Origin of the sequence: Streptomyces sp. NPDC052036 (assembly GCF_040680495.1) — a bacterium.
In the GTDB taxonomy this organism is placed as follows: Bacteria; Actinomycetota; Actinomycetes; order Streptomycetales; family Streptomycetaceae; genus Streptomyces.
In genome coordinates, this window is sequence record NZ_JBFAWW010000017.1 from 112,856 (window position 1) to 125,069 (window position 12,214).

Sequence of the window (12,214 nt, forward strand, 5' to 3'; positions counted from 1 at the left end):
CGGGCCAATCAGGGCGGCGAGCCGCTCCACGAGGGCGTTGTCAGTGGTCGCCACTAAGTTCAGCCGTGTCCCGCCGATCTGGCGTGGACGTCCCCTAAAGGCAAAGGAGATGGTGCGTTGTCGGTCTGGGAGAAGTCGAGCACGGCACGGGTGACACCACCCGCGCGGCCGCGGAAGCTGGCCAAGGTGCCGTTCGTCGAGCTGGCCGACGGACGTCTGCAGGGAGTGGTCTCCAGCGGCTCGGACATCGAGCGGGTGTATGTCTCGTCGGTCGCGGCCGGGACCTACGCGTTCGCCTGCAGCACCAACAACAACCGTCCCTGCGGCGGCGCACGGGGTTCGTTCTGCAACCACATCCGGGCCCTGATCAACGAGGCGGTGCTGCAGTACGGCGCCGAGCGCGTCGCCCGCTATCTGCGCGTGGACGTCACGGAGGCGGAACGGAGCGCGGACACCGTCGCCTCGGTCATGACCGGCACCCGCCCCCCGCAGGCGGACGCCAAGGCGGCCGCCGCCGTCTTCAGCCGGTTCCTGCGCCACCTCGCCTATCTGGAACTGGCCCCGTCCACCGTGCCGTTGCCCGAGATGCAGTGGTTCCCGCCGACCAGGGCCGCGGCGGACGTGTCCCCGAGCGAGCAGGCTTCGAGCGCGGGGGAGCGCGCCTACCTGCTCGCCGAGCCGATCGCCGGACTGGACGAGGCCCTCGCGGCCGTCGACGCCTTCGACCAGGCTCTCGTGGGCGGACTGCTCCGTCCGCACCCCGGCCAGGCCGCGGGCCTGGACGAACTCGCCCGGGCCACCGCGGGGACACCACTGGCTTCCAGGACCGCCGAGGCGGCCGGGAAGGCCGCCGCCGGAGCCGCGGGCGAGGACGACCTCGTGGCCCTCGCCGCCGCCCGCACGGCACTGCTCGGAGCCGTGCACGACGCCCTCATGGCGCGCGTCACGGAGACGACCGGCCGGGGTCGCGGCGAGACGGAGACGGTCCCCGGGGCCGATGCCCGGCCGACGGCGAACCTGCCGGCCGCCGCCCGCTCCTGGCTCACCGATCTGGCGCGCGCCGGATGGCAGGGCATCGACCACGACATGGTCTCCGGGGCGGCACAGGTAGTCTCCGCGATGCTTCCGGACCCGGCTCTGCGCCGCCTGGGCACCCTCCTCGACGGCTTCGCCGCCGAACTGGCAGCCTCCTGCCCCGGCGCCTCCCTCGAACGGATTCCCGTACGTCGCTGGGCAGACCTGTGGTCGCGTGCGATGCTCCTGACGCTGCCCCAGGCCACCGCCACACCCATGGCGGGTACGGCCACCGGACGCCTACTGCCCCTCGGCGTCGATGTGCACGAACACGCGACCGCCGCTCAGGCCCAGGTCCACGCGGTCCTCGAACCCGCCGACGGCAGCGCGCCCCGCCTGGTGCGTGCCAGTGTGTCGGTGCCGAAGCCGGACACGGTCCTCGGAGCGGGCGTCTGGCAGCTGATGCGACCGCACATGTCGCTGCTGGCCGCCCTCGGTGAGGGCCGCTCCATGGACCTCGTGGACATGCCGATCACCGCCGAGGGCGACCTGATCTGGAGTGACGAGCACGGCCGCCCGGGTGAGCCCGCGGACGCCTTCGCCGCCGCCCGGGTCGCTCTGTCCACGGCGACCGCCGCCGAGGCCGCGCCGCTGGACCGGCACCCGGCTCGTATCGCTGTTCCCGTGCTGCTGGAGGGCTACAGCGTCCACCAGGACGACGACGCGCTGACGTTCGAGGTCGCCGGTCACCGGCTCGCCGTCGATGCCGACCGCGCTCCGGACGCCGGGCCGCTCGGCCCCGAGGCCGTGGCGAGGTCGAGTGCCTGTATCGGCTTGCTGCGCTGGGACGATGGTGCGTTCAGCGTGCAGCCGCTGGCCGTCGAGACGGCCGTACGGAAGAAGGCGGTGGCGGTGCACGCCGGGGCGTGGGCCGGGGGTACGGCCGACAAGGCCGCTGCCAAGGCCGAGAAGGCCGCCACCGACGCCGTCGCCGCGCTGCGGGAGCGCGCGGGGAGGCTGCTGCGGAAATGACCGAGCAAACGAACGCGCGGACGACCGGACAAACGGACGACGGGCAGACGGCGGCGGAGAACGGGCAGACGACCGCGGAGATCCGCCGGACGGCTGGGCAGGCCGGACAGGCGACAGGGCAGGCGGCCGAGGAGACGACCGAGGAGACGACCGAGGAGACGATCGGAGCGACGAGCCACGAGAGCCGCCGGCAGGTCCTGTACTGGCGACTCCTCGCCCGCCTGTTCGACCACGAGGAGCAGACCACGCTCGAATCGGCGAGTGTCGCCGTCGTCGAGGACATCGGCCTGCCGCCCGCGCTGCTGGACCCGGCGGCCTCCGTCGACTCGATCGTGCAGCGCCATCCGGAGCTGGCTGCCGAGTTCGAGGGACTCATGGTCCCCGAGCGCGACGACGACGGCGCACGCGACCGCGCGGCCGAGGTACGACGTGCGACACTGGTGTCGAAGGTGCTGCTCAACGTCTTCGCCCCGGGCTCCGGCACCGTCACCGCCGCACAGCTGTCGCGCTGGCAGTCCGACGCGGGCTGGCTGGAGCGCGCACTCGGCTGCAAGCCGGGTGACCTGCGCGGCGGCCGTCCTGCGGGAGGCGCCGCAGCGGGCCCGGGCGTCAGTCCGACCGGCTCGGGCGGGCGCGGTACGACGCCCGACCTCAGCCGGCTGATCCCGGCGATCGGCCCGGAACTCGGCGCCGTAGAGGCCGACCTCGTCAAGAGGATGCATCTGCGCGAGGTCCTCGCGGACCCGCAGCTCGCCGCCCGGCTGACCCCGAGCATGTCGCTGATCGAGCAGCTGTTGCGCGACAAGAACAACCTCTCCGGCGTCGCCCTGGCCAACGCCAAGGCACTGATCCGCCGCTTCGTCGACGAGGTCGCGGAGGTTCTGCGCACCCAGGTGGAGAAGACCACGGTCGGTGCCCTGGACCGTTCGGTGCCGCCCAAGCGTGTCTTCCGCAATCTCGACCTCGACCGCACGATCTGGAAGAACCTCACCAACTGGAGCCCGGAGGAGGAGCGTCTCTACGTCGACCGCCTCTACTACCGCCACACCGCCCGCAGGACGACGCCCCAGCGGTTGATCGTGGTCGTTGACCAGTCGGGCTCGATGGTCGACTCGATGGTCAACTGCACCATCCTGGCGTCGATCTTCGCCGGGCTGCCGAAGGTGGACGTACATCTCATCGCGTACGACACTCAGGCGCTCGACCTCACGCCATGGGTGCACGACCCCTTCGAGACCCTGCTGCGGACCAACCTGGGCGGCGGCACCGACGGCACGGTCGCCATGGCACTGGCCCAGCCGAAGGTCGCCGAGCCCCGTAACACCGTGGTCGTCTGGATATCCGACTTCTACGAATGGCGCACCGAGCAGCTGTTCGAGAGCATGTCCGCCCTGCACCGCTCCGGGGCCAAGTTCATCCCGGTCGGATCGGTGACCAGCTCCGGCCGCGGCAGCGTCAACCCGTGGTTCCGTGAGCGCTTCAAGGACCTCGGCACACCGGTGCTCTCCGGCCACATCCGCAAACTCGTCCAGGAACTCAAGACGTTCCTCGCCTAGCGGTTCGCCCCGTCGCCCGCACTGTTGTCCGCTCTCAGTCATCCCCTGTGAAAGGCCTTTGACATGTCCGACCTGTTGCGCGCCCCCGCCGAGATCAAGTACGCCGAGGAACTGGACTGGCTGGAGTCCATCGACGACGGCCCCAAGCCCTTCGCCTGGCGCCTGTCCCCGAAGATGGTCCGTCTGTTCGTCCTGGGCTCCGAGCGCGCCGACGGCCTCGACCGGGAGATACCGCAGAAGTGGTTCGGTGACCGCAGCTTCGTCGAGCGCGCCATCGTCACCCTGGCCTCCGACCGCGGTCTGCTGCTCATCGGCGACCCCGGCACCGGTAAGAGCTGGCTGGCCGAGCTGCTGTCCGCCGCCATCTGCCGCAACTCCACCCTGGTGGTGCAAGGTACGGCCGGCACCACCGAGGACCACATCAAATACTCCTGGAACGTGTCCATGGTGATCGCCAAGGGCCAGTCGCGGGAGTCGATGATCCCGTCGCCGATCATGACCGCGATGGAGGCCGGCGCGATCGGCCGTTTCGAGGAACTCACCCGCTCCACCAGTGATGTTCAGGACGCACTGATCTCGATCCTGTCGGAGAAGTACATCTCGGTCCCCGAGCTGGACAGCGACAACATCGTCTTCGCCAAGCCCGGTTTCTCCGTCATCGCCACCGCCAACAGCCGTGACCGGGGAGTCAACGACCTGTCCTCGGCGCTCAAGCGACGCTTCAACTTCGTACGCATCCCGGTGGTGACCAACAAGAAGAGCGAGGCGGAGATCGTCCGCTTCCGCACCGAGGAGCTGCTGCGCCGCCACAGCATCGAGCTGGACGTGCCACCGACGCTGCTGGACGTGCTGCTCCAGAGCTTCGCCGATCTGCGCGCCTCGGCCGCCGCGGCCGCCGGCGACGACGAGAAGCTGGAGTCCGCGCTGTCCACGGCTGAGCAGATCGGTGTGCTGGAGGACGCCATCCTGCACAGCAACTTCTTCGGCGAGAGGGCACTGACCGCCCGTACGCTCGCCTCCTCGCTCGTGGGATCGCTGACCCGTCGCGAGCCGGAGGACCTGGCCATCCTCAACAAGTACCTGCACGGAGTCGTCGAGCCGCGCAGCAAGGAAGAGGGCGGATCCTGGCCGGAGTTCCTCGAGGGCGGCCGTGACGCGATCGCCACCCTGTCATGAGCGGCGAGGGACAGGGGACGTTCGACGCCCTGCGCACACAACTGCAGCAGGCGGCGGCGACGTTCGCGGACGGCCCGGACGCCCTGGAGGGCATCCTGCTCGGCATCGTCGACGACGTCCACCGAGCGGTGCGGGAACCGCTGGAGATCTTCCCGGTCTGCCACCACTCGCCGGCCTCCGCGACCGCCATGGCGCGGCGACTGCGGGAGAAGCAGCCGAAGGTGGTGTATCTGGAGCTGTGCGAGGACATGGCACCGCTGCTGACCGAACTGCGCAACTGCCGACTCCCGGTCGCGGTGCAGGCGTTCGCGTCCGAGGTGGAGGGCTTCCCGGCCGACTGGGCGCCGCTGTCGGTGGTCGCGCCGATCACCGAGGCATCGGCCGAGTACCAGGCGATCGCCTACGCACTGGACACACCCGGTGTCGAGCTGGTGCTCGTCGACCGTTCCTCGGACCATGTGTTCCAGTGGGAGCCGCGCGACGCGGCATCCGCCGAGCCGGCCGACCCCGACGCGCCGCCCGCCGAGGAGGAGGCCGCGCTGCACGGTGACGCGGTCGGCGTGGAGATCGGCGATCTCCGCCCGCGCTTCGCCGAGCTGGAGGAACACCTGCTGCGCCACGGCCGGGTCAGACACTGGTCGGAATGGTGGCACCAGTACGTCGAGCTGCCGCTCGGCGACAGCGACCACGACACCTATCGGCAGGTCATGCTGCTGATCGGCAGCCTGTTCCGGCGGCTCGCGCCCGGGGATCCACGGCGGGTGCGCGTCGACGAGGACCGCGAGCGCTACATGTGGACGAGGATGCGCGAGCACCTGGCGGCGACCGGGACCGACCCCGGCGACTGCCTCTATGTGTGCGGCGCGTTCCACGCGGCCAGCCGCGTCGCGGAGTTCGGCGTCCATGGCGCCGACACCTTCGAGATCAGCCCGCCCAGCGCCACCAAGTGGCAGCACGGCCTGATCCCGTCCAGCCACGCGGCGATCGAGGCGCAGTTCGGTCTCGCGGGCGGCTCGGTGTCGATCGCTGCCACGGTGTGGACGAAGAACCTCAAGCGCACGGGGGTACGGCCGTTCCGTCTGGCCGGACAGACGGGCGCGAAGAAGACCGCGGCAGCCGGAAGGACCACGGCGGCCAGGAAGACGGCGACGGCCGCGGCGGCCGGGTCGAGCACGGCAGGGGGCGCCCTCGACCCGGCCGACGGCAGTGCGGACAGGCTGTCCGGCTTCCTCCAGCGGCCGCCGGTGCTCGACCGGCTGGACGAGGCCGAACTGCTCGGCTGGTCGGTGGAGATCGTGCGCGCCGCGCGCCGCAACGGCTATCTAGCCTCCACCGCCGACGCCATCGCGGTGTTCGAGACATCGATCCTGCTGGCGGGAATGCGCGACCGGGCCAGGCCCACGCCGTACGACTTCCAGGACGCGGCCGTCACTTGTATCGAGAAGGACGCCGTACCGGGCCGACGCGATGTGCGCCGCCTGGTGGAGATCATGATGGGCGGCGACCGCACCGGCCGGGTGGGCTACGACGCCCTGCCACCCCTGGCCCGGGATGTGCACGACCGGCTCGCGCCGCTCGACATGAAGCTCGGACAGCGCGGTGTGCAGCGGGCGCTGCTGGACATCGCCTCCCGGCCGGAACTGCAGCAGTGCTCCGACGTGTTGTGGATGCTCCGCCACCTGATGCCCCAGGGCGCCGCACGGCCGATCATGGGCGAGCGGCGGCTCGGCGAGCGGCCCATCCAGGAGTCCTGGGACCTGGCGCTCGGCACCCACCAGCGAGCGCTCATCGAACTCGGCTACGAGGGCGTCAGTATCGAGCAGGTCCTGGAACAGCGTCTGCGGCGCACCGCGTACGGGCCCCACGCCACCGCGGCGACCGTGCTGGAGACCGTGCAGGACGCGACGCTGTACCTGCGCAGCCGCCGCCTCGCCGACGAACTGGGCACCCGTGCACTGGAGGTGCTGTCGAGCGAACGCGGCGTCGACGGTGCGCCGGAGGTGCTGCGTCGGGTCCGGCGTCTGCTCGCCCACTACCGGACCAGCGAACCGGTGCTGCCGACGTGGATCGAGTCCTTCGTCAAGGCGGGCTACGCCCACTACTGCACCCTGCTGCCGACGGCGTTCACCGATGACGACGCGACCGTCCGCCAGGTCGCGGCGACGATGGGCTTCCTGTTCGGCATGGAGAGCCTGGCGCTGTCGCTGGGCTGCGACCGGACACAGCTGGAGCTGGCGGTCGCGCAGTCCCATCCGCAGGAACCGGCGAAGACGGCCCTCTTGTGGGCGGCTCAGGCACAGCTCGGACACCTCTCCCGGGCGGAACTGCGGGCCCGGTGCGACGAACTGTTGGACAACCCCCTGGTCGTCCCCGCGTATCCGCGGTATCTCAGCGGACTGCTGCACGCGCTGGAGCCGGTTCCGCAGCTGGCCGACTTCGTCGTGGAGGCCGTGTCGAACGCGTTCGCACGGTTGCCGGACCCGGTGCTGCTGCCCTGGCTGCCGACCTTGATCACCACCCTGCGGTCCGACGGAGCCGAGCTGGCTCCGCTGCTGATCCGGGAGGCCGGACGGATCTTCCCCGGCCGACTGCCGGCTCTGGACGTCTGGGTCCCGCCGTGGCGGGCCGAGCCGAGTCCACGGGTGCTTTTGCAGGCGGAGCGCGCCGGGGCCGCCCGTGGCGCCGCGCTGCTCGTCGCCCACCCGGCGACCTGCGATGCGGTGGCGGACCTGCTGGGCTGCGAGGAGACCTGGGCGACGACGACCCCGGGACCGGCGGGCGCGGAGCTGCTCATACGCCACCCCGATACGGCGGTCGTGCTTCAGGAGTTGCTGGCCGGCTCCTTGTGACCGCCGCGGGGCGGTGGCCTCGCCACAGTGCGCCCGCGTTCCCTGGTCCGCCGTGACCGAGCGACGGACCGGGGAAGGGCGGACCGTAGGCGTCCGCCGGAATAGGAACCCCGCAGACGAACGTTTATTCGGTTGGAGGTGAGGTTCGTGGGAATTCCGCACACGTTCCCGCACCAGCACCGGCCGGGCCGCTGCGCGTGGGGAGCAGGGCGGGCGGTCCACCGCCGCACATGGCTGCTGCCTCGCCGCCCCGAGGCCGCGGGGCGGGCCCGTCGGCGCGCCCGGAACTTCCTGGAGCGCCGGCGGATCGACCAGCCCACCATCGAGCAGGTCCTGCTGCTGGTGTCGGAACTGGTCACCAATGCCGTGGAGCACGCGCGGCCGCCGATCACGCTGCATCTGCAGGTCGGACCGCGACGGATACGGGTCGAGGTCACCGACGGCGGACCGGCCCGACACGAGGCCGCGTGGGTGGCGAGCTGCGGGCCGGACGAGCACGGCCGCGGCCTGTGCATCGTCGACCAGGTCGCCACGGCCCACGGCGACAGCCGTGGCCACCGTCGCACCCTGCACTGGGCGGACCTGACCACTGCCGCCTGACCGGGGCCGCCCGCTCCCCGTCCGCCCGACCGCGCTCGCCCCCGCTCCCCGGCCGGCCGGGCTCGCCCCGCCCGCTCACAGCCCGGTCGGCCGGGCCCCCGTCCCCGTCAGTGGCCCCCCAGGTCCTCCCCGAGTACCTCCTGCGCAGTTTCGAGCGCGGTGGCGCGGTCGCCGGGGACCAGACCGATGCGGGTGCGGCGGTCCAGGAGGTCGGCCGCGTCGAGCGCTCCCTCATGGCGTACGGCCCACAGCAGTTCGGCGCGGGTGACCGGATGGCCCGCGAGGACCGGCTCGGCCAGCCGAGGGTCGGTCATGGCCAGGGCGTGCACGGCCGGTGCCTCGGTGCCGTAGCGGCTGATCAGTCGGCGCGGCGCGCGGAGGGCGGCGAGCGCATGAGGCGACGCGGCGCCGACCAGCGGCACGTCGGCCGTGGGGGAGGGCCCCGCGGGCAGGCGGTGCTCGGCGACCGCGGCGTCGACGGCGTCCTCGGCCATGCGCCGATAGGTGGTGAGCTTGCCGCCGACCACGGTGACCACGCCCTCCGGCGAGGTGAGCACGGCGTGCTTGCGGGAGATGTCGGCGGTGCTCGCCGTAGCGCCGGAGCCACCGGCCGGTGTGGTGTCGAGCAGCGGGCGCAGCCCCGCGAACGCGCCCACGACATCGTCGCGGTCGACCGGGATGTCCAGCGCGGAGCCGAGGACGTCGAGCAGGAAACCGATGTCGGTCTCGGGCACGGACGGCACGTCCGGGACGTCGTCCACGGGCTCGTCGGTGAGCCCGACGTAGACCCGGCCGTCGCCCTGGGGCAGGACGAGGACGAAGCGGTTGGTCTCGCCGGGGATCGGGATGTGCAGACCGGCGGGCAGGAAGCCGAGGTGTTCGGCGCGCAGGACGAGGTGCGTGCCGCGCGAGGGCCTGATCCGGACCCCGTCCACCAGGCTGCCCGCCCATACGCCGGACGCGTTGATCACCGCGCGGGCGCGGATCTCGCCCTCGCGGCCGGTGAGTTCGTCGCGTATCCGGGCCCCGGACGAGGTGAGTTCCAGCGCCCGTACGCGAGTCAGGATCCGCGCGCCCCGCGCCGCGGCCGTGCGGGCGATCGCGGTGACCAGACGGGCGTCGTCGGTGACGCGGCCGTCCCAGGACAGCAGCCCGCCGCGCAGCCCCGCATCGCGCAACGCGGGAGCCAGATTGCGTGTCTCCGCCGCGGAGAGCCTGCGCGGCGCGGGCAGGGTGGCCCGGGCCGTACGTGCGGCCAGACGCAGTGAGTCACCGGCCCGGAAGCCGGCCCAGGCCAGGGCGGCCTGGCCGCGGGAGACCAGCGGGGTGAGCGGCAGCACGAACGGCTGCGCGCGCACCAGATGGGGGGCCGTGCGCTCCATCAGGATGCCGCGTTCACGTGCGCTTTCGTGGGCGACGTCGAACTGGGCGGAGGCGAGGTAGCGCAGTCCGCCGTGAATGAGCTTGGAGCTCCAGCGGGAGGTGCCGAAGGCCAGGTCATGGGCGTCGATGGCGGCGACCGTCAGACCCCGGGCGGCGGCGTCCAGGGCGGCGCCCGCGCCGGTCGCGCCGAGACCGACGACCAGGACGTCCACCGGCGGCCCGTCGATGCTCTCGTCCAGTTCGCGCAGGCGGCGGGCGGCGGTCAGGGACGCCCCCGGAGCGGGCTGCCCCGAGGAGGCCGGGCTGCTGCTGGAGCTCATGGTGTGAGGGTCCTCTCGAGGATGGTCCGCAGTTCTCCGTAGAAGGCCTCGGTGCCCAGCTCGGCGTCGTCCTCGTCGGTCATGGTGCGCAGCGACAGAGTGAAGGACTGGGCGACCAGGAGCAGGGATCTGGCCTGCCGCTGGGGGTGACCGGGGCGTACCGACCCGTCCGTGTGGCCCTCCTCGACGGCGGTGGCGAGCAGTTCGAGGAGGGCGTCCTGGCTCGCTCCGCGCCGGTCGAGCACATAGGGGAGCAGGAGTTCGGGATCCACATCGATGATCTTGCGGAAGAGCGGATGGCGGCGAAAGGCGTCCACGCCTTTCACCAGCCCTTCCGCGATCAGGGTGCGTGCGTCCGCCACCTGGTTCCGCTCGGGCATCGCGCCGGTGGCCGCCTCGATCCACTCCCGGGTCATCAGATCGCCGACCAGCGACCGCACATCGGGCCAGCGGCGGTACAGCGTCATCCGGGAGACACCCGCACGGCGGGCCACGTCGGTCAGGGTGGTGCGGCGGACTCCGACGGCCAGGACACAGTCGCGGACCGCGTCGAGCACCGGATCGTTGTCCGAAGCGTTGTGACGAATAGGCGTCATATGTAACAGTGTAACGCGCCCTGCGGCTGTGCAGGAGACCGCTCTGTTCGTGACGACCGGTAAGGACAAGCACCATGGACATGCTGTGGAGCGGCTGGGGCGACCCGGCCCGGGCTACGCCGCTGCCCGACACGGTGATCGGGCTGCTGCGCGACATGCTCGGGGTGAAGCCGCGCAGCGCCGAGCCGGTCACCCTGGACGAGATCGCCGTGCCCGACTCACCGCTAGATCCTTCCGCGCACCGGGCCCTGCTCGCCGTCGTGGGCGACGAGGAGTATCTGCGTACCGACGCCGAGTCCCGCATCCGGCACACCCGTGGCAAGTCCACCCCGGATCTGCTCCGTATCCGCGAGGGCGACCTGAGCGACGTCCCCGCGGCCGTGGCGCTCCCCGACGGCCACGACGGGGTCCTCGCCGTGCTGCGCGTCTGTGCCGACCACGACCTGGCCCTCGTCCCGTTCGGCGGCGGCACCTCCGTAGTGGGCGGCCTCGCCCCCGAGCGCCGACGCCCCTTCGTGGCTCTGGACCTGCGCCGTATGAACGGTCTGCTCGACCTCGACCCGGTCTCCCGCACCGCCACCCTGCAACCCGGCCTGCGGGCCCCGCACGCCGAGGCGCTGCTGCACGACCACGGCTTCACCCTCGGCCACTTCCCCCAGTCATACGAGTGGGCCACCATCGGGGGGTTCGCCGCGGCACGCTCCAGCGGACAGGCGTCCGCCGGGTACGGCCGCTTCGACGAGATGGTGCTCGGCCTCACCCTCGCCACCCCCGAGGGCACCCTGGAGGTGGGCCGGGCCCCGCGTTCGGCCGCCGGCCCCGACCTGCGTCAGCTCGTCCTCGGCTCCGAGGGGGCGTTCGGCGTCATCACGTCCGTGACCGTGCGAATCCGCCCCGTCCCGCACACCCGCGTCTACGAGGGATGGCGCTTCGACTCCTTCGAGAAAGGCTCCGCCGCCCTGCGGCGCCTGGCCCAGGACGGGCCGCGGCCGACCGTGCTGCGCCTGTCGGACGAGACGGAGACGCTGATCGGTCTGGCCCAGCCCGACGCCATCGGCTCCTCCGGCCTGCCGCAGGCCGCGGGCTGTGTGGCGATCGCCGGCTATGAGGGCACCGAGGAGGACACCGTCTACCGCCGGGAACAGGCCGCGGCCGTGCTGCGTGACTGCGGTGGCACCTACCTGGGCCAGGAGCCCGGAGAGCGCTGGGCCCACGGCCGCTACTCGGCGCCCTATCTGCGGGACGCGCTGCTGGACGCCGGTGCGTTCGCCGAGACGCTGGAGACCGCCGCCTTCTGGTCCCGGCTGCCCGCGCTGTACGCCTCGGTCCGCGACGCGCTCACCACCACGCTCACCGACGCGGGCACACCGCCCCTGGTGATGTGCCACATCTCCCACGTCTACGAGAACGGCGCCTCCCTGTACTTCACCGTGGTCTCCGCGCAGGGCGACGATCCCGTGGCACACTGGGCGCCCGCCAAGCACGCCGCAGGCGAGGCGATCCTGGCGGCGGGCGGCACGATCAGCCACCACCACGGTGTGGGCACCGATCACCGCGAGTGGTATGTCCGGGAGGCCGGCCCCCTCGGCATCGGCGCCCTCCAGGCCGTCAAGCGGCGACTGGACCCCACCGGTCTGCTCAACCCCGGCGTCCTGCTGCCCGTCGACTGATCCCCCAGTACCCTCATC

At 72.0% G+C, this 12,214-nt stretch carries 8 protein-coding genes and 1 pseudogene; 7 read left to right on the top strand and 2 right to left on the bottom strand.

Features of this window, described 5'->3' with window-relative positions; all coding sequences use genetic code 11:
* Positions 1–117 precede the first annotated feature (117 nt).
* The 6 genes and pseudogenes from AB0L95_RS23570 to AB0L95_RS23595 all read left to right on the top strand — a co-directional run.
* Positions 118–618: pseudogene (locus AB0L95_RS23570) on the top strand (hypothetical protein); the annotation flags it as partial.
* A gap of 3 nt (positions 619–621) precedes the next feature.
* Positions 622–2,046, top strand: coding sequence for a hypothetical protein (locus AB0L95_RS23575; protein WP_365164217.1), 1,425 nt, complete (start codon positions 622–624; stop codon positions 2,044–2,046).
* Positions 2,043–3,602 (top strand): VWA domain-containing protein, encoded by a 1,560-nt coding sequence (locus tag AB0L95_RS23580; protein ID WP_365164121.1) that lies wholly within the window; start codon positions 2,043–2,045, stop codon positions 3,600–3,602. Before AB0L95_RS23575 ends, AB0L95_RS23580 begins: the two co-directional genes overlap by 4 nt.
* 63 nt (positions 3,603–3,665) lie before the next feature.
* Positions 3,666–4,778, top strand: a complete 1,113-nt coding sequence (locus AB0L95_RS23585) for an AAA family ATPase (protein WP_365164122.1) — start codon at positions 3,666–3,668, stop codon at positions 4,776–4,778.
* Entirely contained in the window at positions 4,775–7,627 is a 2,853-nt protein-coding gene (locus AB0L95_RS23590) for a hypothetical protein (protein WP_365164123.1), read from the top strand. Before AB0L95_RS23585 ends, AB0L95_RS23590 begins: the two co-directional genes overlap by 4 nt.
* Before the next feature lie 147 nt (positions 7,628–7,774).
* On the top strand, positions 7,775–8,227 hold the full coding sequence (locus tag AB0L95_RS23595; protein WP_365164124.1) for an ATP-binding protein: 453 nt from the start codon (positions 7,775–7,777) through the stop codon (positions 8,225–8,227).
* Positions 8,228–8,334: 107 nt separating this feature from the next.
* Here the strand turns inward: AB0L95_RS23595 and AB0L95_RS23600 are convergent, their stop codons facing one another.
* A complete protein-coding gene (locus AB0L95_RS23600; RefSeq protein ID WP_365164125.1) occupies positions 8,335–9,930 on the bottom strand; it encodes a glycerol-3-phosphate dehydrogenase/oxidase in 1,596 nt (531 codons plus the stop codon).
* Entirely contained in the window at positions 9,927–10,526 is a 600-nt protein-coding gene (locus tag AB0L95_RS23605; protein WP_365164126.1) for a TetR/AcrR family transcriptional regulator, read from the bottom strand. Before AB0L95_RS23605 ends, AB0L95_RS23600 begins: the two co-directional genes overlap by 4 nt.
* A 74-nt stretch (positions 10,527–10,600) precedes the next feature.
* Here AB0L95_RS23605 and AB0L95_RS23610 point away from each other — a divergent pair, with 74 nt between their 5' ends.
* Complete coding sequence (locus AB0L95_RS23610) at positions 10,601–12,196, top strand: FAD-binding oxidoreductase (protein WP_365164127.1); 1,596 nt, start codon at positions 10,601–10,603, stop codon at positions 12,194–12,196.
* The last annotated feature ends 18 nt before the right edge of the window (positions 12,197–12,214 follow it).

Coding starts and splice junctions, on each gene's coding strand:
- AB0L95_RS23580 (WP_365164121.1), top strand. CDS start 2,043: ATGACCGAGCAAACGAACGCGCGGACGACCGGACAAACGGACGACGGG.
- AB0L95_RS23585 (WP_365164122.1), top strand. CDS start 3,666: ATGTCCGACCTGTTGCGCGCCCCCGCCGAGATCAAGTACGCCGAGGAA.
- AB0L95_RS23590 (WP_365164123.1), top strand. CDS start 4,775: ATGAGCGGCGAGGGACAGGGGACGTTCGACGCCCTGCGCACACAACTG.
- AB0L95_RS23600 (WP_365164125.1), bottom strand. CDS start 9,930: ATGAGCTCCAGCAGCAGCCCGGCCTCCTCGGGGCAGCCCGCTCCGGGG.
- AB0L95_RS23605 (WP_365164126.1), bottom strand. CDS start 10,526: ATGACGCCTATTCGTCACAACGCTTCGGACAACGATCCGGTGCTCGAC.
- AB0L95_RS23610 (WP_365164127.1), top strand. CDS start 10,601: ATGGACATGCTGTGGAGCGGCTGGGGCGACCCGGCCCGGGCTACGCCG.